Source organism: Bacillus sp. JJ1533 (assembly GCF_036965045.1).
Classification (GTDB): Bacteria; Bacillota; Bacilli; order Bacillales; family Bacillaceae_L; genus Ferdinandcohnia.
The window spans coordinates 87,580-110,517 of sequence record NZ_JBALOV010000026.1 but is presented as its reverse complement, the minus strand read 5'-3'; the positions used below and the strand labels follow the sequence as shown (position 1 = coordinate 110,517).

Below are 22,938 nucleotides of genomic sequence, written 5' to 3'. Positions count from 1 at the left end.
TTTATTTTTGATCTAGTGCATCAAAATCACTGCTGGATAGTGGGCGCACAAGTTTTGTTACTCCTGTCATTTCCAAGGCACTTACTAGATAGTAAGCAAATACACCGGCAAACAAGATGGAACCTACGAATCTAGCAACTAGGAATAAAATGAGATTCCAGGCAGCTAAGTCACCAATTTCTCCATATGCAAAATCCATTATTACTGACCCTAAACAAGAAGCTATAGCAGCCAAGACGACCACAGCAAGATTAAATTTTTTATATCGAAAAAGCATAAACACTGCTTCAGCAAACAGCCCCTGTACAACACCGTACAGCAGAACGGTTAGGCCCCATGGAGACCCTAAAATAAACTCACCTGAGGCAGCTGCAATTTCCGCCAGTAATGCAACACCAGGTTTACGAATCACAAGATACGCAACAGTCGCTGCTATAAACCACATTCCATATATTAACTGATCGGCATGTAGTCCAATTGGCTTTACAACATAATATAAAGAACCCCAAACAATATAAACAATTCCGAATGCAATGGCTATTACGATCGTAACCAAAATATCAGTTAGTTTTAATCCTTTGCTCATTAATACCTCTCCTCTTTTCCTTCGTTCATACAGACAGTTTTGGTTGAACAGGCCAGTTCTCTAATTGGTATGCCATTTCCCAAAATGAATATTCGTATTGACTACTAATCATAAAATGTTCTTTCATGCGGTCACGGTCGGCTTGCGTTGCTTTTTCTGCTAATTCATTTACTCTATCAATCTGTTCTTCAACTAGTTCTTTAAACCAATCCCCACCATACGCCGCAATCCACTCCTGGTAAATCGGTTCTTCTGGTTTGCAATCTTTAAGTCTTTCACCAATTTCATAATATAGCCAATAACAAGGCAATAAGGCAGCAATTATATCACCTAAATGACCAGAATAAGCGGCTCGATACAAGTGTGATGTATATGCATATGCTGTCGGTGCGGGTTTGAAGTTTTTTCTTTCTTCCTCCGTAATCCCAAGTCTTTCCGAAAAACTTTTATGCAGCGCTAGTTCGGCCTCGTAAGTTCCTTGAGCATGAATAGCTAGCCGGTTTGTCGTATGTAAATCCTCTGCCTTTGCTGCACCTAAAGACTGTACTTTTGCAAAATGAGTTAAGTAATAGGCATCCTGCAAGACATAGTAGCGGAAACACTTAATTGGTAATGTACCGTCTCCAATCCCTTTGACAAATGGATGATCAAAGCTTGCCTCCCAAATGTCGTTTGCCTTTTTACGAATTTCTTCTGAAAATAACATGTTTATTTTTCCTCCCTTTACTTATTTGCAAAATAAAAAACCACCTTCTTTAGCAACGTAAAGAAAGTGGTTTGGATTTTTTCATAAAAATACAAAAAGACCGTTCCCCACTTCCCTACGCTGGTATCAACCAGATCAGGTTCTAAGGGTCTCGAGGTTATGATAAATCAATCCTCAATCTCAGCCTTACAGTAAACGTTTTATAGGTATTAACCTATCAATACATATACTTTTTAAAGGCACCCCTAGTGGAATTACAATTTTTTATGCAATTTTCTTATTTCCAATCATAGCATGTTGGAAATAATTATCAAGACTTTTTTTAAGGTTTACTTTTTACTCTACATAAACTGCTGTTCCATATGCAATAATTTCAGATGCATTTTGCATAACAGATGAGGTTTGTAGACGCATCGCGATAACTGCATTGGCCCCCTTTGCCTTCGCGTCATCTGCCATTCGGCCAATTGCCTTTTGACGGGCTTCTTCCAGCATTTCAGTGTAATCGGAAATTTCTCCACCAACAATCGTTTTTAGTCCTGCCATAATATCTTTACCAATATGCTTGGACTGAACCGTAGCACCTCTTACAAACCCTTTTAATTCTTTTATTTCTTTACCAGGCACAAAATCAGTAGTCACGATAATCATTCTGGTCATCCTCCTCTTTCTCTCGTTTTCGTTCCCACACTAATAATGCAAATAATAGAACAATGGCAACCATGTAAAACGCATAGAACGTCAGCGCCTTTGAAATATCAATAAATAAAAATACAATTCCAATGATTTGTCCAACAACGGCTATCATCAATACAATATATTTCGCAACATTCCCCATCAGTACCTACCTGCTCCGCGTCGATAAATTTTCCTTGCAAATATGAGATAAAAGATAAGTGGTAGTGGCGTTTGGATTAATCCCCATATTCCCCAAAACCAATAATTATGGCCCCGCTTTCTCGCATCTAAAAATAACCATAAACCTTGAATAAGTACGATAATCACAACTACTAAAAAAAGAAGGGTATTATTCGTATTCATGGACAATCACCCGTTTTCGATAACGAAAGAAACTATACACTGGCAAGCTAATTGTTGCAATACCTTGGATGATGATGAATACAAGCGGCAGTTGGAAGAATGCAGTTATTAAACATGTCATCAAGAATAAAGCAACCAAAATAAATGCGGTTAAATCTCGTCTAAATTTCTTCTTTTGCTTTTGTTGTTCAACTACAACCATTTGTTCAAATACTTGTAGATCAGGAGTGAAAACCGGGTAATGATGATCTATTCTAGTAAGAGCTTCATTTATTTCTTGAATTGTTTCGATATCTTCTTCATGTCGTGGTTCGTTCTTTAGAAGGACTAGTTTGTTTTTCTTCATTGGGTCTCAACTCCTTTCTTACTGTTTGAATTCCATTATGTATTCTTGATTTCACAGTTCCGATGGCGATATGAAGCATATCCGCTATTTCTTCATACGAATACCCATAGTAATGTTTAAGAACAATTGGAATCCGAATTTCATCAGAAAGCCTACCTAACGCGTTAAGAACATCATTCCAATCCTCTGACTGGTTTTCAAATTGCCACTTCATTTTACGTAATGCTTGTTCCTGTTGCTGATAGTTTTGTTCACGCTTCTTTTTTCGAAGGTCATCAATGTAAAGGTTAGTCGCAATCGTGATAAGCCATGAGGAGAATTTTGATTTACCATTATACATTTTGATTTTTTCCATGCTTTTCATCATGGCTTCCTGTGCCAAGTCCTCTGCAATATCAGGCTTCATTGTAACTTTGATTAAATACTTAACTAAAAAAGGATAATGCTCTTTAAAAAGCATGGCAAACGCAAGTGTGTCACCACGCTTTGCACTGCGAATTAGTTCCTTTTCATCCATGCATTGAATTCTCCCCCAGAAGTTTTGGTTATCTATATTTTCATAAATAATACGAATGAGGCTGATAAAAAGTTCACTGTAGATAAAAATTTGTTCATATTTTCCCTAGTTTAACCCAAAAAAGAAGCCAGAACCATAGGTAGGTCTGACTTCTCCTTACACAATTATTCGTTATCTGATGCTGCTGGCTTTCTGGATTGAGCTAATTCTTCCGTTAAATTGTCAATGCTGTTTCGGACATTTCCTTTTCCTGATAGGTTTTCAATGATTTCTTTGACATCAATACCTGAAGATGCCTTTAAGGATTCCTGCAGGGTGGACATGAGGTTTGTTGCATAGCCTGTTACCTTATTGGCACCGCTGTTTTCCCCGTTACTTCCTGTGTCCACAACTGTAATTTTATCAATATTGGATAATGGCGCAGCCACTTCTTTCGCATATTGAGGAAGCATTTTAATAACCATATCGAGGATTGCTGCTTTTCCATATTGCTCGAATGCTTCGGCGATTTTTTGTTTTGCTTCTGCTTCGGCAAGACCCGTTAAGCGGATAATTTCTGCTTCAGCTTCCCCTTGTGCACGCTGGGCTTCTGCTCTCGCTAGACCATCGATGCGGATCTTCTCTGCTTCCGCTTTCGCCATTGCTTCGATTCGATATTTATTAGCATCTGCTTCTGCCAATTGCTTCGCTTTTTCTGCTTCTGCTGCTTGAACAACTGAATAACGATCAGCATCCGCTTTCTTCTTAACCTCTGAATCGTATTGCTTTTCACGACGTAATATCTCTTTTTCTTCGAGTTCAATTTGCTTCTGTCTTTCAATGATCTGGATTTGCATTTGCTGCTCGGTAACCTCTTGCTTTGCTCTAGCTTCTTCTAGGTGGTAGGCTTGGTCAGCACGAGCTTTCGCAATATCTTGCTCTCTACGGAATTCAGCAATTTTTAATTGGTTGATTTTTTCTGCTTCCGCAACCTCTGTAGCGCGCTCTAACTCAGACTTCTGCGCCTCTTTTTCGGCTTCTGCACGTTTAATTCTTGTTTCTTTTTCAGCTTCTGCTGTTGCAATGTCTGCGTCACGCTTTACCTGAGCAATTCTAGGCTTACCTAGTGAATCAAGGTAGCCATTCTTATCGCGTACATCCTTGATTGTGAACGAAACAATCATAAGACCCATCTTTGCTAAGTCCTGTGATGCAACACGTTGAACCTCTTGTGAGAACTTATCACGATTTTTATAAATTTCCTCGACCGTCATCGAACCGAGAATGGATCGAAGGTGACCCTCTAATACTTCTCTTGCTTCATTCTCTCTGTCTTCTTTTCTTTTTCCTAAGAATTGTTCTGCAGCTGTCGCAATTTCCGAAATCGATCCGCCGATTTTAATAATCGCAGTACCATCAGCCATTACCGGTACACCTTGCTCAGTATATACTTCCGGTGTTTGAACATCCAGTTTACTAGATAAGAGACTAAGTGGCTCAGCCTGTTGGAAGACTGGAAGGACGAACGTACCGCCACCACGGACTATCTTAATTCGGTTACCTGCCTCGTCTACATGAACGTTTTTCCCACCTAAATAACTCCCTGTTACAATTAGTGCTTCATCAGGACCCGCTGTTTTGTACTTTGAAACAAATACTCCAATAAGTGCTAGCAGTAAAAATGCGACAACTCCAATTACAATCCAAATTCCTGTTGTCATAATTGACTTCCCCCTTTAATCGTCATGTTTTGGTAAGGCAAGACGTATGCAACGCCTTCTTTAATATCTATAATAAGAACCTTTTCTTCGTATGGGATAGGTTCATTATTAAAGCTTTTTGCTGATTTCGCGATTGTTCCACTGATTCCTTCAATGACCACTTCACCGAATCCATCAACTGGGATTGAAGTGATGACCTTGCCAATTCGTCCTTTCAGATCCTCTTCCCTGTAGACCATCGATTCTTCTGCTGAAGACAATGGAATCAATATAAAAACATTCAACAATGTAACTAAAATTAGTGCTATTACGAGTGAAATTACAAAAATTAATAAACTATGAAAGGAAAGTAATTTTTCAAAGATGTAACCAGATGCACTTAAAAACGTGAGGAATGAAAACATAAGTGTTGGGCTCAAAAAACTGTCTGGAAAAATCCCTTCTAGAAAGTCACCAAATAGGATAAAAAGCAGGGTACCAATTCCACTAATAATTAAGCCGAATAGATAAATAGTTTGAATGTCATATCCAAATAGTTCCATAGCTTCACCTCCATCTTAATTTTGTAATTTTCTTTACATTCTCATTTACGAATCATTCTTATAAAAGGTTTCACTTTTTCATGAATTTTTTTCAAACTTTTGTAAAATGTTGTCGACTGCCTTTGACATAAAAAACAAGCCCCCATATCAGGGGACTTGCTCTTAGTCATCCTCTTTATCTTTCTTTTTATCTTCCTTTTTCCGTTCCTTCTCTTCTTTTTTCCGTTTTTTCTCTTCTTCCTTCTGTTTCTTTTTTGTCTCTTTCCACTGATCTTTCTTCTCTTCCTGCCCATTGTTTTTCTTCCACTCCGTCTCCTGCTTTTTAACAGGAGGTGGAAAGGCTTGAAGATTAAAAGAACTTGGCGGTACATTACGTAAGGATTGCTGAATCATTTCTCTAAAAATCGCGGCTGCCGTAGCACTTGAATTCGTTAGGTAATGATTTTTATCCGTCTTATCATAACCAAGCCAAACTGCACCAACGAGCTCTGGAGTGTATCCGACCATCCAAATATCCTTTACTCCCTCTACTCCATCGAAGGGTAGCTGGGTAGAACCCGTTTTCCCTGCAACTTCTCTTCCTTCAATTTTAGCATGACGACCAGACCCGTTTTCAACAACACCTTTAAGCATAAAGGTCATTCTTTTCGCAACCTCAGGGGTTGTAATTTGAACAGGCTCCTCCTTCCACTCAGCAATTATTTCGCCATTGGCATCCACAATTTTTGAGATGGCATGTGCTTTTGTCTTTTTCCCTTCATTCGGAAACGTTGTAAAAGCTTCGGCCATATGGATCGGAGCAACTCCTTTATCGAGGCCGCCAAGTGCAATCGATAAGTTATGATCATTTTCTGTAATTGGAAGTCCAAATTCTTTTACAGAATCAATTCCCGTTTTCAGTCCAATTTTATTTAAAAGCCATACCGCAGGAACATTATCAGAATCCCTTACCGCATCATACATGGTGACACTACCTTTGAATCCTCCAGAAACATTTAAGGGCTGATAGCCATTAAAACTCATAGGTTTATCAGGTAATACATCATATATACTGTAACCAAGCTCAAGTGCTGGGGTATAGACAGCTAGTGGCTTAATCGTGGAGCCTGGTTGTCTTCGTAATTGAGTCGCATGATTGAAGCCTCGAAACACATGCTCACCTCGTCCTCCAACTAATGCACTGATTCCGCCAGTCTTTGGATCTACTAATATCGCACCACTTTGAAGCAATTGGTCCTCAGGGCTAACAGGAAATAAGCTGTCATTTTTAAAGATGTTTTCTACTGATTCCTGCATGTGGGTATCGAGCTCTGTGTATATTTCTAAACCGCCGGACATGACTTCATTCTGTGTGAGACCATATTTTTCAATCGCTTCTTCGATAATATGGTCAACATAGTATGGATACTTTCCTTCATATGGATCAAGCTGACGCCCCTTAAACACCATCTCTTGTGCTTTTGCTTCCTTTACTTGATTGGAAGTAAGATATCCCTGTTCCTCCATCATGGCTAGCACTAGGTCTCTTCTGTTCATTGATTTTTCTTGGTCAATTAAGGGATTCATTCTAGAAGGTGATTTGATTAAACCAGCAAGAATGGCAGCTTCACTTACCGTTAAGTCCTTAACCTCTTTACCAAAATACGTTCTTGCAGCGTTTTTTATCCCCCAAGCCCCTTCACCAAAGTAGATTTGGTTTAAATACATCTCGATGATTTTCTCTTTTGAAAAAGTTCGTTCAATTTTCTGGGCAAGGAAGAATTCTTCTATTTTTCGTTCCAATGTTTGTTCATGAGTTAGAAATACATTCTTCGTTAATTGCTGAGTAATCGTACTTCCGCCCTCTACGATTTCACCAGCTTTTACATTTCGGAAAAGCGCACGAAAGATCCCGATGTAATCCACACCAGGATGTTTGTAAAATCTCCGGTCCTCAATGGCAATAACAGCTTGAATCACATGTGGGGGGATATTTTCAAAACTGACTCCCTCGATTTTAGGTCCAGGTACTTTGCTCGCAATTTCCCCATTTTTATCGTAAATAATGGTTGGTTCCGGTAATGGATTATTTAAAGCACTAACATCCCGAGAATTGATATACATGTTGAGTCCGATAGCTACAAATAAAATAAAAAGCAGCCCAATCAGCAGGATGATTTTTACTCTTCCCACTTCTGACAAAGTCTTGATGAAATTTTTTCCCATTCAAATGCCCTCCAATATGAAATGCGCAAGCGCCATTTAAGTGGAACATCGACTAACAACTGCCACGTCCTGTGGCAAACGTCGATGTCAGCACTTCCTGTGCAAGCCAGACAAGCATAAGAAAAGCCGGCGAGAAGGATGCATTTTATCCTTCTTGACGGATTGGCTTATGACCTCGAGGGGCTAGGCGCTGGAGCTAGACACGAAATACATATTAAAATAGTGCTACATATACTAATTCGAATGGGATTCTTTTTTATGGGGATATTAATTTTTTATTTATTTTTATGACGAACTTCTTCCAGGATATCTGTGTACATCCTTGAATGGTAATACATTCCAAATTGTAATCCGCGTTCAATGATTTGCTTTTGTTCTCCTTCATAGCTTAGAGCAACCTCCTCATAAATTTCATTTGCATGTTGCACATCCAGCACCTCATGGTCTGTAAAATGAACAAGTGATTTGTTTTCGCTTCCATAGTTGCTTTTAGCAAATTGACCAACCAGAGGAGACACTCGAGCGACAATTTCTTCGATTACACCTAAAGCCGCAAGTCCCTCTAAATAGGGATAATGAAGACATAAATCGGTCAATCCACGATTGTAGGCCATAACGGGAATGCTCGGTACACTTCCTTTAATTTCATCCTCTGTAACACCAATCCCTCGTAAAAACTCCTTATACGTCTCGCTATGCACATATTTTTCATTCATTTTTCCATGTTCTTCAAATAAATTTTCCACAAGCGGCATTCTCATACGGTAATCTGACATATTGGTTAAAATCGCTGATAAAAACCGTGGAAAGTACAGAACAACCTGGTAAATCTGAAGGGCAATTTCCTTTCGTTGTTCTTCTGAGAATTCCCCATTACTTAAAGCTGTAAACAAAGGATGCTCTTCAATTTTCTTTTCTTGAAACAGACGATCTGTCACTTTCTTTAACTCTACAAATTTCTCCATCATAGAATCCCCCTATATAAGTATTAATTCATGTGTATCCATTGTAAGATTTGCTGGAATATCTCCGTATGCAAACGTCGTTGATGAAAGTTTTATAAAAAATGGATTGCTCTTAAAACAATGAGCCTCCTTAGGCGAAACTCCAAAAAACAAATAGCTGTACTTTTGCTTATACTTGTTTTGTAGATAAGAAATAAATTCTTTCCGATAGTATTGTGGATTTTCCCTTGCAACAAAAAACGCCATATAACCATGCCGAAATTCCTCCCCTTGATTTGGAAGGGTTGAACAATCTGCGATCCTACAAAACAAATTCACTATTTTAAACAAAAAAGGAAGTTTCCTAGAAAGTCTGAGCTTCCGTGAATTTGATTGGTCCACAAGCTTGCAAATGGCAACATCATCCAAGTTCTCATCTCTTATAACGAAGAACTCACCATTCTCTTTTAAAAACATTTGTTTACTGCAAACAGCAAATGGTTGAAGCCTCGCCATTTTTTGATATATCCCCCATGCTTCTTCTCCGTCCATTTCGGATATATTCAGACGGCTGCTCCGATACTTCATAAACATTGGTGCGCCAATATGAACGGTTCTGCCGATTTCGATTCCACCAGGAAGGAGACCATATCCTTTTGTCATGGTTCCCTTGTTTGTGTTGCTATCAAGAACGGTGGAAAACATCCATTTCACGGTTCCTTCGTTTTGATAATAGGTTAATAATTGTTTACCTAAACGGTAAAAGGCTAGCGTACGATGATAGTCAGGATGTATTCTAAGGTCATTCAAATAATAGACTCCTTCGCAACTTTCATTAAGCACCCGCTTTTGCTCACTCACAGCAACACAGCCGATTAATTCATTTCCCTTAAACAAACCAAAATGCCTTGTTACTCCAAATTCTTCCGACAAGCTAAAAAAATGGGGAGATCGGTCAACATAGAAGAGTTCGCTCCCTGTATTTGTTGCCTCACTTAATTTGAGTAATTGTAGATTATGGGTTGTATTTAGCTCCACCAATTCATAGGTCATACACAATGCCCAACTGTTATTTTTTGGTATAACATCGATCGTTCCATTTCTTCACAACGTATTGAAAGCTCCTCATCATAAATGAATTGTTTCGTAAAAAAGTCTGGCAATTGACTCGTACTGAGCATATTTCGAAACAAAACGACAGCTTTACCGGATTTTGCCTGAATAATTCCGTTGCAAATCGCTTCCTTTCCCTTCATATCTGTCCAATCAAATACATTCGATAAGTAAAAAGCATCAATTGAATGCTCCTTACTTAAAAGCTCTTGAATACTTAAAGGATGAATCGACAGTTTACTACTATTTCTTTTTGCAGCTTCATACCCTTCCTTAGATAAATAAAACGGAACTCCCTCTTCTTGCTCGTTCAAATACGAAGAAAACAAAATCTGGGTTAAAAAGTAATTGTAGCGTAAAAGCTTTGTTTTCACTTCTTTCTCAAACTGTTTCAAAAAGAATTCAGCAAAATCATTTTCTCTGGCATTTGCAAACATAAAGCTCGGGAAAAATTGGAGATGTGTTGTTTTACTTAAAAGTATTTTTGCAGCTGTTTTCCATTCAGATGTCGTCAAATACTTTTCATAGAACTCATGCTGCTCTTTGAGACTACTCGCAGAAAATAATTCTTTCCAAATGGATGCATCATAGATATTTCGGCTAATATTTTCCCCAATGAATTTATAAAAGCGTTCATTTACACCACAGTGATTGACACCCATTTCAATTTCATGAAGATGCTGTTGCCAATAACTCCTCGCATAATCAGGTAAATGATTTGCTAGTGCTCCATACATTTCTGAGCGGTTATCACAAGGGGCTTCACCTATGAAAGCGAGAAAATCTTTACGTGACAAATGGAGAATGGCCGTCTTTTTTAGCTCAATTAAAGCACATTGTGCAGGATTTACATCGACACAGAGGATTTCTTCAACTGAGTCATGTAGGATAGAAAATGTCGTACATCCTCCTGAACCGATTACAAGAACTTTTTTTGGTTTAGCAATCTTAGAAATCTCCCTTTCTACTAAACTATCCTCTCTAATTTGCGAAAAATAGATTTTAGACATGACTTACACTCCCCCCTTCAAATAGAGCTAGCACTTCTTTTTTCCCTTCCTTCCAATTAGCCACTCGGCTTCTTCCGCGTTCTAGCTGAAGTATAAATGCTTTGCGCGAAATAGGTTCGGATGGTACAGACGAATACAAAACGAGATTCATTCCTTGTGAAAAATTGATTTTTCTGGATTGAAGCCATTTCTCTATTACAGAATGAGTTGGCCGATATTGGTAAAGTGAATCCTTTGAAATGGTAGTCATCCTGTCAACATCAAGCCGATGAATATGGGAAAGTCTCTTACCATACATGAAAATATCACGCTTGATCTCCTCTGGAACCTCATTGCCCTTGAATTTTGGATAAGCACAATCCTCAAATAGTGCTTTAAAAAGCAACAATACCTCTGGATTCTCTATTTCAGCGAGCATATGGATTTTTTTGCCTTGATTCTCTTCCATGATCACTTGAAGATATTCCATAAAAAGATCAAGAAAACAACTCATTCTCGAAAACAAAGGACCAAAGTATACAAACCTCTCATTATTCATTTCAAAGGTTTGAACAAGTTGAAAGGCAAAAAGCTTCTGATTCCTTCTTAAACAAATAACTTGATCGTATATTTCAAATCTCGAAAGGAGGTACTCTTCACCGATTTTACTTACACGCTGTGAGAGCGATAACATTTCTTCCTTCTGTCTTATAAATAATTTCTTTGTAGCAAATCTTTCAATATTCAGACTTGTCATCTTCGCACCAACCAATCATCAGTGTAAAATTACACTTTTACCATTTAGTGTAATTTTACACTATTCCAGTTAAATTTCAAGTATATTTCCTATATTTCTTATAAATAATAAAATGACCTAATTAATATATACACTTCTGAAATACAGTTGTATTTTTCACAAAAACACCAGTTAATTTTATATTACATTTTTGTAAACTTTGTAAATTTCCCATTGTAAATTCGACAAATTTAGGCGAAAATCTACTTTGTGTTTATAATTCTCATTATTGGAGGAACAAATTTATGTTCGAAAAAAAGAAAAAAGATATTTTTTTTGAGGCACTTACATCAATCTCGGCAAATGTAAAAGAGGCCGCTGACTATTTTGTACAATTTAAAATAAAAAATGTAAGTGATTTAAAAGAGTTTTCAAGTGAAATGAAAGACTTCGAGAGAAAAGGCGATGATATCATTCATGGCTTAATCACTGAACTTAATAAATCTTTTATCACTCCGATTGAGCGTGAGGATATCCTTCAGTTAGCGATGAAAATGGATGATGTATTAGATGGAATGGAGCAATGTTCAGCACGTTTTGAAATGTATTCTTTAACAGATACAGACGAATACATGACTACGTACGCTGACTTAATTCATAAATGTACGATTGAGATTTATCATGCGATCGAACTTCTTTCAAATAAGAAGTTATTAGATATGCGTAAACATGGGATTAAAATAAATGATTACGAGTCACAATGTGATGAACTCTTAAGGGTATCAATCAAACAGCTTTTCCAAACTGAAAAGGACCCAATAAAGATTATCCAACTAAAAGAAATTTATGAGATTCTTGAAGGCATTTCGGACTACTGCGAGGATGTCGCGGATACGCTGGATACGATTATTATGAGAAATGCATAGGGGAGAATCTTATTAATGGATACGTTATTTTTATTAACAATTTTAATTATTATCTTTGCCTTAGCATTTGACTTCATCAACGGTTTTCATGATACCGCAAATGCGATTGCGACCAGTGTTTCAACGAAGGCACTAAAGCCAAGAGTAGCAATCGTGCTGGCAGCGTCAATGAATTTTATCGGTGCCATTACATTTACCGGTGTTGCAAAAACAATCACAAAAGATATTGTAGATCCTTTTACGATTGAAAATGGAACTGTTGCAATATTGGCTGCCTTAATTGCTGCTATCGCATGGAATTTAATCACATGGTACTATGGGATTCCAAGTAGTTCCTCTCATGCTTTAATTGGGTCCATTGCAGGTGCAGCAATCTCTGCTGCAGGGTTTGGAATCTTGAATTACGGCGGTTTTTTAAAGATTTTACAGGCACTCCTTATTTCACCTTTTATTGCATTAGCGGTTGGTTTTCTGATGATGAGCCTTTTTAAGGTCATTTTTCGAAAATCTAATCTATATAAAACAAATAAGGGATTCAGGACGTTTCAAATTTTTACAGCTGCCCTTCAGGCATTCACCCATGGAACAAATGATGCCCAAAAGGCGATGGGGATTATGACAATGGCGTTGATTGCTGGAGGTTTTACGACCTCTACTGATATTCCATTATGGGTAAGAATTGCCGCAGCAACCGCAATGGGGCTAGGTACATCAGTCGGTGGATGGAAAATCATTAAAACAGTCGGTGGTAAAATTATGAAAATCCGTCCAATCAATGGGGCAGCTGCTGACCTATCCTCTGCTTTGATTATTTTTGGTGCCACTTACATCCATTTACCCGTTAGTACAACCCATGTCATCTCATCCGCAATCATGGGTGTTGGTTCAGCCCAACGTGTAAAAGGAGTAAAATGGGGTGTAGCACGAAAAATTGTTCTTACGTGGATTATTACACTGCCAATTTCAGCGGCATTGGCAGCAATTATTTACCAAATTCTTAATATATTTTTCTAAAAGGTGGCAAAAGCCGCCTTTTTTTATTGTCAGAATAAATGATTAAGTTTATAATATATTTAAGGTTGCTTAACTATTTATAAACATTAACTTTAAAGGATGATTAACCATGGATTTCAAAGCATACATGAAGGAAACTTTTACTCTACTTGATGAGGTTAATTCTCTACTACTTAAGGAATTTGAATCGATTTTTCACTACGATATCACCACTAAACAATCCATCGTTCTCCATCATGTTCATCAAGAAGGAACCATGACAGTAAATGAATTAGCACAGCTTATGAATATTTCAGCAAGTGCAGTCAGTCAATTGCTAAACAAATTAGAAAGTGAACATTACATTAAAAGGGAAATTAACCCGAACAATCGTCGTGAAATTCTCATCTCACTCGGTTCCAAGGGGATTGAATTATATGAGGAAAGTGAAAAAATTGATCAGAAAATTATGGAGAAATATTACTCCAAGCTTACAGAAGAGGAAATGATTCAGTTCCAAACCATTGTGAAAAAGCTTCATACGATTATTACAACTTCAGATGACAACCAATAGGATTAAGGGGGATTTCAAATGGCATATTCAAGAAAAAAGAACAGATCCATTTACATTTTTATAACCCTTGCGCTTTTAGTTCTTAGTTCCAACTACACCATTATGGTCATTCAACCTTTTGAGCCTGTTACTGATACATTGATACTTGCATCCCTGTTTGATTTAACAATCGTCCTACCACTCTTTTTTTATCTATTTGTGATTCGAAACCGCCTTTCCTTAATTACACTTCTACCCGTTGTAATCGGTGGCTTTTGGTTTGCTTACATCATCGTTCCACACCATGATTTAGTTATCTTTGAATATTTTAAATACGGTATATTTGGACTTGAAGGTCTCTTTATTGCCATTGAGCTGTTCCTTGCAGTAATGTTATTGCGTAAAATTCCTTTCCTCCATCAAAATTACAACATGCATAAAGAATTCAATTATTTTTACCCTTCTACAATGCGACATGCAATGTATCGTACATTTGGAAAGAAAAAATTGATCGATATACTCGTTTATGATTTTTCAATATTCTATTATGGATTCTTTTCCTGGAAGAAAAAATGGGAGGACAAAAATCAGATCCGTTCATTTTCTATACACACAAATTCAGGTTATTTTGGACTATTTATCATGCTTGTCCATGCCATGGTTATTGAGGTCATTGGGGTTCACTTTTTAATCGCACATTTCTGGAGTCCTACTGCAGCTTGGATTTTTACGGCATTGGATGTGTATGCATTGCTATGGATCATTGCCGACTACCATGCAGTGCGTCTATCTCCAATTGTTATAAAAGATGATAAGCTTTTTGCCCAGGTTGGAATTAGACGGGAAATTGTAGTTGATTTAAAAACAATTCAATCATTTCAACCAACGATTACAGAAAAAAAAGAACGAACGCGAGAAAAACAAAGCTTTGCGATTACGTTACCGGACTTCTTTGTACAGGATCCACAATTCGAAATTGAATTAACAGAACCTGCTTTAGCCACCCTTCCATTTGGATTAAAAAAAGAAATGACAAAGCTCTATATAACCGTTGATAACAAAGATGCATTTGAAAAGGAAATAAGTAAATACGTCCAAGAGAAAAACACAATTCATGAATCATAATGCTTTAAACCCAACCTGGCTACGTAAGCCGGGTTTTATTTTTTTGGCAGGCATCAACGGAGGCTAGTCTATTCTACGGTTTTTGTAATATATATATAGAAAGCTTAGCTTTAAGGATGTGAGTATGATGAAGTCGTTCATCCATCGACGGAAGACTCTGTATCGAGCACTGATCTTTATTGTTGTGTATCTTAATACTTTATTAACATTTGCTATTATATATATTTTGTTAGACATACTTGATCTAGGTGCTGTACACGACCATTATGCGTCTGATTCCCATCAAGAGCAACCACTTGATATCGTGACACGCTCCTTATATTTTAGTGCGATTACGCTTTTATCGGTGGGGTATGGCGATGTAACTCCATTTGGAGTCTCAAGGGCTGTGGCAATTGCTGAAGCACTCATTGGCTATTTATTACCGGTTGTCATCGTGATTCAATTTCTGCCTCCATTCCGAAATACAGAAGGAGATAATTTTCCGTATAATTAAAAATGAGCTAGCCTCGATTAGGTTAGCTCATTTTTCTTCAGAATGGCTGTTCGTCTTGAGCCATTTCGACTAAGTGTCCGGCTTTTTCTACTTTTGTCCGTAAATACTTTCGATTATAATCAGAGACATCTCCCCAGATTGGCATCCGCTCCGAAACATTCATTCCAGCATCCTTTAAAGCGTTCATTTTTTTCGGATTATTCGTTATCAATGACACAGGTTTGCTCCTCAATGTCTTCAATACTCGAATGGCATCATCATAATTTCTGGCATCATCCTTAAACCCTAGCTGAATATTCGCTTCAACCGTATCTAAGCCATTTTCCTGAAGAATATAAGCCATTGCCTTACTGAATAACCCAATTCCACGCCCCTCATGGTTAGCCAGGTAAAACAATGCCCCAGCACCATGATCAACAATAATCCTCATCGATTGTTTGAGTTGATATCCACAATCACAACGTTTACTTCCGAAAATATCACCTGTGTGACAAATACTGTGCATCCGAATCAATGCCTCATCCGCATGTTCAAAATCTCCATAGACTAAAACACTAGATTGCTGCCTCTCTGCGAGGTTAGTCGACGAAAGTTTTTCAATAATTCGATTTGTATCAAATGTCACTTCATCACATAGAAGCCAACAATACCAATTGAAAAGAACTGTCTCCCCATCCAAATTTACAGGAAGCTTGATAGGTCCGACTAAATATATGGCTTTATCTCCTCTTTCAATGAACTGGATTTTCTCTTGTAAAATAGAAAGAATTTCTTTTGCGATCACTTAAAAGTCCCCCCTATTGTTAATTGTGTTTAGTTTTTGATTTATGTAAATGAATTATCCCATAAGGTGCTAAATTGTTTTAATCCTTCGACTTGCTTTTTTAACGAATAAGATGATATAGTTACCTAGGTAACTAATTTGTGAAAAATTATGCATTGAGGTGATTTGATGCAAACAGGTCATGACGTATTTCACGCAGTGCATCAATTGTCGCGTCAGCTTACGAAACATGTGAATGAAACATTAGAACCCTTCGGACTATTTAGCGCACAGTGGTCCGTTTTATTTGTTTTAAAAACAAAAGGGACTTTAACACAATCTGAGCTTTGTGACTATTTAACGATTGAAGCACCACCTATGACAAGAAACATTCAAAAGCTTGTGAAGCTTGGATATGTTAAACAAGTCCAAGGAACAGACAAGCGTACAAAACAAATTGAATTGACGGAAAAGGCGTTGGCTGAGTATCCAAATTGGGAACAAGCCATGGTTGAAATGAATGAAAGGTTAGTAAAGAACTTTCCAAAAGAATCGCAGGACCAGCTCCAAGAGCTTTTAAACCATTGGTTCCATCAGATTACTAAATAACTACAGGAGGAGACAATATGGGGAAACAAAAGCTTTGGACGAAAGATTTTCTCAATCTTTCTCTAAGTAACTTCTTTGTTTTTTTAACGTTTTATTATTTATTGGTTACATTACCGGTTTACACGTTAAATGATTTAGGTGGTAACGAATTAGAAGCAGGACTCATGATTACAGTATTTTTATTCTCCGCCATCATCATTCGTCCATTTGCAGGGCAATGGCTTAATACCATCGGAAGAAAGAAAGTCCTTTCCATTTCCTTGCTTATTTTCATGATTTCATCGCTTTTTTATTTCTTCACTCCATCCATTTATTCCGTTTTACTTTTACGTTTATTTCACGGTATTGGATTCGGAATGGCAACAACAGCTGCTGGAGGAATTATTGCAGACATTATCCCAGATTCACGTAAAGGTGAAGGAATGGGGTATTTTATCATGTCAAACAACCTAGCAATGGTCATTGGTCCATTTTTAGGTTTAACTCTCATGAATCAATCGGGAATGAATAGCGTGTTTATCGTTGGGGCAATTTGTGCCATCCTTGCATTACTGACAGGTTACTTTGTAAAAGTACCTGCAAGAATACCAGAAAAACCAACACATCAAGAAGTGGCAAAAACAAAACTGTCTTTTGCGGATCTCTTTGAGGTTCCAGCCATTAAAATCTCAATTGTTGGTGGACTGTTAGGGATTGTATACTCGTCCCTCCTATCCTTCGTTTCCGTATATGCACAGGAAATTGGGTTAATAGAAGTTTCAAGCTTCTTTTTCATGGTATATGCTGTCGTACTACTCGTGTCTAGACCTTTCACTGGAAAATGGTTTGACCAATATGGGGCAAACAAGATTGTTTATCCATCGATTGTGGTATTTGCGATCGGAATGCTGTTCCTCGGAACTTCATCTACATCCCTTACGTTTTTAATTGCTGCCGCTTTAATCGGGTTAGGTTGGGGAACATTATTTCCAAGCTTCCAAACCATTGCTGTTCAAGCTGCCGCTCCAAGACGTAGAGGTACCGCAACAGCTACATTCTTATCCATCTATGATACCGGAATCGGTTTAGGATCATCTATTGTCGGCCTTCTAAGTGCAAAAATCGGGCTAGGTACGTTTTATTTTTTTAGTGGTTTTTATGTGCTGTTCGGCATCGTGCTTTATTATTTTCTTCATGACCGAAACAAGAAATTGCGTGCTCAAACAAAACAAACCTATAATCAGACTTCTGAAACAATGTAGGGTAAGAAGGGCTTCCTTCTTACCCCTTTTTTAAGCAGAAAATTAGATTGGTTAACTGTAAATGGGTATAATTAGCATTGAATACTATTCTACATAAGGAGCGATTGATATGTTTGATGTAATTATCGTCGGTGCTGGACCCGCAGGAGCGAGTGCAGCTTTATTTACTGCAAAAGCTGGGAAGAAAACATTACTTTTAGATAGTGATAAAGGGATGACGAAACGCGCATGGGTTGAAAACCATTATGGCGTAATGGAAATTGAAGGACCGGACTTGGTGGAAATTGGGCAAAAACAAGCAGCAAAGTTTGGTGCTGAGGTTGTTCAACATGCGGTTACTTCTGTTGAAAAAGCTGAAAATGGTTTTAAGGTTGTCACTGATAATGGTGAATATGAAGGAAAATACGTTATCTTTGCAACAGGAGCTTTAACTGATGTTGCAGCAGCAGCTGGTGTTGCGACTAAAGAAGGTACTGAGCCGCGTATTAAAACTGTTCTAGATGTTGATGCAGCAGGTAAAACAAATGTGGATGGCATTTGGGCTGCAGGTACTTGCGCAGGCGTAAGTGTGCACACCATTATTACTGCGGGTGACGGCGCTAAGGTTGCCATTAATGTCATCAGTGAAATCAATGGCGAACGTTATGTTGACCATGACGTATTAAAAAAATAATGAATACGAAACCAGGTGTTCGTTGCGTACACCTGGTTTTTTCAGATTATAATTTGAATACCAATAAAAGCAAAAATGGTACATATAATGGTCGATGCCGCTATGTAGAGGTAGGCTTTCACAGATTGTTTGGAAAGAAATAATTGAATAGCTTCATAACCAAAAGTTGAAAACGTGGTAAAGGCTCCGCAAAAACCTACTCCTAACAACAACCAGCTCCATTCCGCAAGGCTTTGTGTTAACCTAAAACCTGTTAAAATTCCTAATAAAAATGAACCTGCAATGTTGATGAACATGGTTGGATATGGGAATTTAGTTCCGGTCATCTTGCCTATCCATATTCCTGCCAGGTATCTGCTCGCTGCTCCCACAGCCCCTCCAATTCCAACTAATATCATCAAGATTCTTCACCCATTTTTCGCAAGTTAGCTAAACGATAACCAACAAATGCAAGCAAGATTCCCACAAAAAGGCTTAATAGGACATAAAAAACAGCCTGGATGCTATTTCCTTCTTCCAGTAAATGAACCAATTCAACTGAAAAAGTAGAAAATGTTGTGAACGATCCAATAAAACCGGTGCCGAACAACAGCGATATTTTCGGATTTATGTTTTTTTGATTAGCCATAAAGGTTAATAACCATCCTAAACATAAACAACCAATTAAATTTACGGCTAGGGTTCCATACGGAAAACCACTCGGGGCAGGAGTCAATTCGCTAAGGGAATAGCGGCTTATCGCCCCAAGAAACCCACCAATCATAACAAAAAGTACATTCATCCTATCACTGCCCTTAATTTTATGGTTAGAATATTATACCATTTAATAAAAGGGATTGTCTGGTGATTTGAATTGAATGTCTGGAGTGGAACTAGTTTCCTGTTTTTAAGAAGTTCATGATACTCGAATTAACTTGGTATAATATTATCCTCCTATTTTTTGGAGATTAAAGGTGTTCAAGGACATTTTTGTGTACACTCTAACGATTAGTCATTAAAATTTTGAAACTATTTTTACCGATATACGTAATACTCAATATGAATGAAAAAGAAAGAGGAATGCAAATGGAATCGAGACAATTGCTTGAAAATGAATTAACGAAGATAGAAGCCTGGGAAAAAAGCCAAGGGGGTTTATGGTTTTGGGAACGAATTGGCCGAATCCCTTTCAAAATCCTGGATAAACTGACACCAAAATTTATCCATGAAAAAATCGGGCTACTACTCGATGAAATTGGCAGCTATATTCAAACCGGCGGAAAATATCTCATTCAGGAAAAAGCGATGTTACACCTTGTCGAACGGAAAGCAAATACTCCAATTGAAAAGATTTCAGATATTGCACAAGTGCCACTTCAATCTATGATTGAAGCCAGCAACGAGCATGCAGAAAAATGGACAAAGGTGGCAACATTACAAGGGGCAACTACAGGGATCGGCGGAATTTTTACACTTGCAGTCGATATCCCTGCATTGCTTGGAATGTCATTAAAAACACTCCAAGAAATAGCCATTATTCATGGATTTGACCCTAATGAAAAAAATGAACGGATCTTTATCATTAAATGCTTACAATTTTCATCTGCAGATGTTGTTGGAAAGCAGGCGATACTAAAGGAGTTGTCCAGCTTTTATCACGGCAGAAGTTCTTCAAATGAGATGATGTCGCAACTGCAAGGGTGGCGTGAAGTTGTATATACGTATCGCGATCAATTTGGTTGGAAGAAGCTTTTTCAAATGATACCAATCGCTGGGATTATTTTTGGAGCTATATCAAATCGCTCGATGATTCAAGATTTAACCGAGACTGGAAATATGTTATACCGCAAGAGAAGAATATTAGAAAGATTGCAAGATGAATCTCAAGTATCCTCTACGCCCCAATCATAGGGGCCTTTTTTAGTTAAAGGTGTACAACCTCCCCCTTTTTTTCACGTTTTTTTCAACAGTCGAATATGATGCAAGGAGACTACAAAAAGGAGTTATCAAGTTATGAAATGGAAAAATTACGGATTATGGGTCTCTCTAGCATCGATTTTATATATGGTGTTAAAAGATTTAGGTATGCAAATAGATTTAACGACGTGGGAAACGTATGTGACAGCCATCATCGGTTTTCTAGCCGCACTAGGGATCATTTCTAACCCTGATAAGGGAAAAGGATTTTTCGATAAAATTCCAGATACACCAGCGGAAGCACTTACACAAGTTGCTGAGCAACTACAAAATCAAAACGAGCCACCTCAAAACCAACAAAGTATGCCACAACAAAATCAAAATTCTGGTCATGTTCAGCAATACCAAGACATTCCACAGCAGCAACAAACCAGTGTCAGTCCACCAGAACAATTTCAAAACGCACAACCAACCTACACAAATCCAACAAATTTTGAACATAATGAGTTTCAAGCCAACCCGTCTCAACCCAATTATTTTCAGCAAAACGATCGTAATCAAACCGCTGTCACCAATTCGCAAGAAGTTGAACCGACACAGGCTCAACCTGAAGTGAATGAACAGACTGATCAATATGCAGACCCATCTTTCCAAGAACAAACATCAGACAACTCAACCTTTGACAGAACCAGCATCCATGGGATGCCAGCACCACCAAATGAGCATATGTAATGACTAAAAATAAAGCACCTAATCTTACAGGTGCTTTATTCTTTGAAATTCAATGAATAATTAACAGTAACATATAGGAAAATATGTATATAGAAACTGAAGAGTGGTGGATAAAACGAATGTGAAGGCAGTTGAACGTATTTTTTGGAGCATTGCGTTACCGGGGTTCGGACAATTATTAAATAAACAATATGTGAAAGGAATTACTTTTATTTTCTTAGAGTTCTTGGTCAATACCTTTGCAAATTTTAATGAGGCAATCATGCTTAGTTTCCTAGGTAATACCCAACAAGCACTCACATCTATTGACTATGGATGGCTCATGTTTTACCCCTGTCTTTACTTTTTTGCTATGTGGGATGCTTTTAAAGAAGCTGGCGGGGGCAAGGCACCTTATTCCTTTTTACCTTTTGCCTTCTGTGCATATTGTGTAACGGTCGGTTTAATGGTTGCACCGAAAGCTATGTTTTTTGGAATCACGTTTGGACCTGTTTTTTTCCCAATGTTGTGTGTCATTCCAGGGATTGTGCTTGGACTACTCATAAGAAAGATAATCCTGGCCTTCGGTAAAGATGATGCTATGGCGTAAATACATAATCAAAAGGTTGCTTTTTCATAAAAAGCAACCTTTTCCCATTTATTTTACCTTTTTATACAATTTTTGTTTCGTGCTTATTTCCTCGTAAAAATCTTGTTTGTCGGTATAGTATATCGTCTCTTTATCACCTAGACCTAGAATCCCGAACATCGACAGACTTTCATAAAACAATTGATGCACTCTCTTTTGCAGTTCCTTATTAAAATAAATAAGGACATTTCTACACAATATCACGTGAAATTCATTGAATGATTGGTCTGTCACAAGATTATGCTGAGCAAATACAATATTTTTGGATAAATGTGAATGGAACTTTACCCCACTATCTGTAACTGTATAATAATCGGAAAAAGCATTATGTCCCCCAGATTGCAAATAATTTTTCGTATACTTTTTCATATTTTCTAATGGATATTTCCCAGATTTCGCTACTTTTAACACATCCGCATTGATATCTGTTGCATAGATCTTCGTCTTCTCATATAATCCCTCTTCAAGAAGCAAAATTGCCATCGAATAAACCTCTTCACCCGTTGAACAGCCAGCATGCCAGATTCGAATTGAGGGGTAGGTCCGCAGTAAAGGAACGACTTTTTCTCGAAAATCTAAAAAGAATAACGGGTCTCGGAACATTTCAGTTACGTTGATTGAGAAATCTGCTATCAATCTTCGCAAGCAAGCCGAATCATGTAAAATTTTCTCAAGCAGCCCTGTTACACTCGTAAGTTTTTCAGCCTCCACACGATGCAGAATTCTTCTTCTTATGGAACTGTACGCATAACTTCGAAAATCATAGCCACACCATTTGTAAAGACCTTGCAATAATAATTCAATTTCGATCTTCTCAAGATCAGAGCTAGCTCTTGTTTCAATGCTGTTTGACTCGTTATCATATAGAGTATTCATGA

29 protein-coding genes and 1 riboswitch are annotated in these 22,938 nt (G+C 37.7%); of the genes, 11 read left to right on the top strand and 18 right to left on the bottom strand.

Features of this window, described 5'->3' with window-relative positions; all coding sequences use genetic code 11:
* Position 1: 1 nt before the first annotated feature.
* The 14 genes from V7138_RS13825 to V7138_RS13760 form a co-directional block, all read right to left on the bottom strand.
* Positions 2–586, bottom strand: a complete 585-nt coding sequence (locus V7138_RS13825) for an ECF transporter S component (RefSeq protein ID WP_335398281.1) — start codon at positions 584–586, stop codon at positions 2–4.
* Positions 587–611: 25 nt separating this feature from the next.
* Positions 612–1,292 carry a thiaminase II gene (tenA, locus tag V7138_RS13820; protein WP_335398280.1) on the bottom strand — a complete coding sequence of 227 codons (681 nt, stop codon included), beginning with the start codon at positions 1,290–1,292 and terminating at the stop codon, positions 612–614.
* Positions 1,293–1,387: 95 nt separating this feature from the next.
* Positions 1,388–1,549, bottom strand: a riboswitch (TPP riboswitch).
* Between the two features lie 79 nt (positions 1,550–1,628).
* Positions 1,629–1,943 (bottom strand): YbjQ family protein, encoded by a 315-nt coding sequence (locus V7138_RS13815; protein WP_335398278.1) that lies wholly within the window; start codon positions 1,941–1,943, stop codon positions 1,629–1,631.
* Positions 1,924–2,130: a hypothetical protein gene (locus tag V7138_RS13810; protein ID WP_335398276.1), complete on the bottom strand. Its 207-nt coding sequence runs from the start codon at positions 2,128–2,130 to the stop codon at positions 1,924–1,926. Before V7138_RS13810 ends, V7138_RS13815 begins: the two co-directional genes overlap by 20 nt.
* Complete coding sequence (locus V7138_RS13805; RefSeq protein WP_335398274.1) at positions 2,130–2,333, bottom strand: sigmaY antisigma factor component; 204 nt, start codon at positions 2,331–2,333, stop codon at positions 2,130–2,132. The genes V7138_RS13810 and V7138_RS13805 overlap by 1 nt, the downstream gene beginning before the upstream one ends.
* A complete protein-coding gene (locus V7138_RS13800; RefSeq protein ID WP_335398272.1) occupies positions 2,320–2,679 on the bottom strand; it encodes a YxlC family protein in 360 nt (119 codons plus the stop codon). Before V7138_RS13800 ends, V7138_RS13805 begins: the two co-directional genes overlap by 14 nt.
* Complete coding sequence (gene sigY, locus V7138_RS13795; RefSeq protein ID WP_335398271.1) at positions 2,633–3,196, bottom strand: RNA polymerase sigma factor SigY; 564 nt, start codon at positions 3,194–3,196, stop codon at positions 2,633–2,635. Before sigY ends, V7138_RS13800 begins: the two co-directional genes overlap by 47 nt.
* Positions 3,197–3,360: 164 nt before the next feature.
* The gene (locus V7138_RS13790) at positions 3,361–4,896 is read right to left on the bottom strand and encodes a flotillin family protein (RefSeq protein ID WP_335398268.1); all 1,536 of its coding nucleotides are present in this window, start codon (positions 4,894–4,896) and stop codon (positions 3,361–3,363) included.
* A complete protein-coding gene (locus V7138_RS13785; protein ID WP_335398266.1) occupies positions 4,893–5,438 on the bottom strand; it encodes an NfeD family protein in 546 nt (181 codons plus the stop codon). Before V7138_RS13785 ends, V7138_RS13790 begins: the two co-directional genes overlap by 4 nt.
* A 162-nt stretch (positions 5,439–5,600) precedes the next feature.
* Positions 5,601–7,643: a transglycosylase domain-containing protein gene (locus tag V7138_RS13780; RefSeq protein WP_335398265.1), complete on the bottom strand. Its 2,043-nt coding sequence runs from the start codon at positions 7,641–7,643 to the stop codon at positions 5,601–5,603.
* A 275-nt stretch (positions 7,644–7,918) separates the two neighbouring features.
* On the bottom strand, positions 7,919–8,608 hold the full coding sequence (locus V7138_RS13775) for a TenA family transcriptional regulator (RefSeq protein ID WP_335398263.1): 690 nt from the start codon (positions 8,606–8,608) through the stop codon (positions 7,919–7,921).
* A 12-nt stretch (positions 8,609–8,620) separates the two neighbouring features.
* The gene (locus V7138_RS13770; protein WP_335398261.1) at positions 8,621–9,640 is read right to left on the bottom strand and encodes a hypothetical protein; all 1,020 of its coding nucleotides are present in this window, start codon (positions 9,638–9,640) and stop codon (positions 8,621–8,623) included.
* Positions 9,637–10,710, bottom strand: a complete 1,074-nt coding sequence (locus tag V7138_RS13765) for a DUF3419 family protein (protein WP_335398259.1) — start codon at positions 10,708–10,710, stop codon at positions 9,637–9,639. Before V7138_RS13765 ends, V7138_RS13770 begins: the two co-directional genes overlap by 4 nt.
* Entirely contained in the window at positions 10,703–11,446 is a 744-nt protein-coding gene (locus V7138_RS13760) for a hypothetical protein (RefSeq protein WP_335398257.1), read from the bottom strand. The genes V7138_RS13765 and V7138_RS13760 overlap by 8 nt, the downstream gene beginning before the upstream one ends.
* 284 nt (positions 11,447–11,730) lie before the next feature.
* On the opposite strand from V7138_RS13760, the gene V7138_RS13755 reads away from it, so the two are divergent.
* The 5 genes from V7138_RS13755 to V7138_RS13735 all read left to right on the top strand — a co-directional run bounded on the left by V7138_RS13755 (position 11,731) and on the right by V7138_RS13735 (position 15,518).
* The gene (locus V7138_RS13755; protein ID WP_335398255.1) at positions 11,731–12,351 is read left to right on the top strand and encodes a DUF47 domain-containing protein; all 621 of its coding nucleotides are present in this window, start codon (positions 11,731–11,733) and stop codon (positions 12,349–12,351) included.
* Between the two features lie 15 nt (positions 12,352–12,366).
* Positions 12,367–13,365 (top strand): inorganic phosphate transporter, encoded by a 999-nt coding sequence (locus V7138_RS13750; RefSeq protein WP_335398253.1) that lies wholly within the window; start codon positions 12,367–12,369, stop codon positions 13,363–13,365.
* Positions 13,366–13,474: 109 nt separating this feature from the next.
* Positions 13,475–13,918 (top strand): MarR family winged helix-turn-helix transcriptional regulator, encoded by a 444-nt coding sequence (locus V7138_RS13745; protein ID WP_335398251.1) that lies wholly within the window; start codon positions 13,475–13,477, stop codon positions 13,916–13,918.
* 18 nt (positions 13,919–13,936) lie between these two features.
* Positions 13,937–15,022 carry a hypothetical protein gene (locus tag V7138_RS13740; RefSeq protein WP_335398249.1) on the top strand — a complete coding sequence of 362 codons (1,086 nt, stop codon included), beginning with the start codon at positions 13,937–13,939 and terminating at the stop codon, positions 15,020–15,022.
* A 127-nt stretch (positions 15,023–15,149) separates the two neighbouring features.
* Positions 15,150–15,518, top strand: a complete 369-nt coding sequence (locus tag V7138_RS13735) for a potassium channel family protein (RefSeq protein ID WP_335398247.1) — start codon at positions 15,150–15,152, stop codon at positions 15,516–15,518.
* A 37-nt stretch (positions 15,519–15,555) separates the two neighbouring features.
* On the opposite strand, the gene V7138_RS13730 is transcribed toward V7138_RS13735, so the two are convergent.
* On the bottom strand, positions 15,556–16,302 hold the full coding sequence (locus V7138_RS13730; protein WP_335398245.1) for a GTP cyclohydrolase II: 747 nt from the start codon (positions 16,300–16,302) through the stop codon (positions 15,556–15,558).
* Between the two features lie 168 nt (positions 16,303–16,470).
* Here V7138_RS13730 and V7138_RS13725 point away from each other — a divergent pair, with 168 nt between their 5' ends.
* The 3 genes from V7138_RS13725 to V7138_RS13715 all read left to right on the top strand — a co-directional run bounded on the left by V7138_RS13725 (position 16,471) and on the right by V7138_RS13715 (position 18,804).
* Positions 16,471–16,890: a MarR family winged helix-turn-helix transcriptional regulator gene (locus V7138_RS13725; RefSeq protein ID WP_335398243.1), complete on the top strand. Its 420-nt coding sequence runs from the start codon at positions 16,471–16,473 to the stop codon at positions 16,888–16,890.
* A 17-nt stretch (positions 16,891–16,907) separates the two neighbouring features.
* On the top strand, positions 16,908–18,131 hold the full coding sequence (locus V7138_RS13720) for an MFS transporter (protein WP_335398241.1): 1,224 nt from the start codon (positions 16,908–16,910) through the stop codon (positions 18,129–18,131).
* A gap of 109 nt (positions 18,132–18,240) precedes the next feature.
* Positions 18,241–18,804 carry an FAD-dependent oxidoreductase gene (locus V7138_RS13715; protein WP_335398239.1) on the top strand — a complete coding sequence of 188 codons (564 nt, stop codon included), beginning with the start codon at positions 18,241–18,243 and terminating at the stop codon, positions 18,802–18,804.
* Positions 18,805–18,845: 41 nt separating this feature from the next.
* On the opposite strand, the gene crcB (V7138_RS13710) is transcribed toward V7138_RS13715, so the two are convergent.
* Positions 18,846–19,202, bottom strand: coding sequence for a fluoride efflux transporter CrcB (crcB, locus tag V7138_RS13710; protein WP_335398237.1), 357 nt, complete (start codon positions 19,200–19,202; stop codon positions 18,846–18,848).
* Positions 19,202–19,585: a fluoride efflux transporter CrcB gene (gene crcB, locus V7138_RS13705; RefSeq protein WP_335398235.1), complete on the bottom strand. Its 384-nt coding sequence runs from the start codon at positions 19,583–19,585 to the stop codon at positions 19,202–19,204. Before crcB (V7138_RS13705) ends, crcB (V7138_RS13710) begins: the two co-directional genes overlap by 1 nt.
* A gap of 284 nt (positions 19,586–19,869) precedes the next feature.
* On the opposite strand from crcB (V7138_RS13705), the gene V7138_RS13700 reads away from it, so the two are divergent.
* The 3 genes from V7138_RS13700 (at position 19,870) to V7138_RS13690 (ending at position 22,021) form a co-directional block, all read left to right on the top strand.
* Positions 19,870–20,694 carry an EcsC family protein gene (locus tag V7138_RS13700; RefSeq protein ID WP_335398233.1) on the top strand — a complete coding sequence of 275 codons (825 nt, stop codon included), beginning with the start codon at positions 19,870–19,872 and terminating at the stop codon, positions 20,692–20,694.
* Positions 20,695–20,796: 102 nt separating this feature from the next.
* On the top strand, positions 20,797–21,432 hold the full coding sequence (locus V7138_RS13695) for a hypothetical protein (RefSeq protein ID WP_335398231.1): 636 nt from the start codon (positions 20,797–20,799) through the stop codon (positions 21,430–21,432).
* A gap of 121 nt (positions 21,433–21,553) precedes the next feature.
* Entirely contained in the window at positions 21,554–22,021 is a 468-nt protein-coding gene (locus V7138_RS13690; protein WP_335398229.1) for a hypothetical protein, read from the top strand.
* A 48-nt stretch (positions 22,022–22,069) separates the two neighbouring features.
* Here the strand turns inward: V7138_RS13690 and V7138_RS13685 are convergent, their stop codons facing one another.
* Positions 22,070–22,936 (bottom strand): CheR family methyltransferase, encoded by an 867-nt coding sequence (locus V7138_RS13685; RefSeq protein WP_335398228.1) that lies wholly within the window; start codon positions 22,934–22,936, stop codon positions 22,070–22,072.
* Positions 22,937–22,938: the final 2 nt, after the last annotated feature.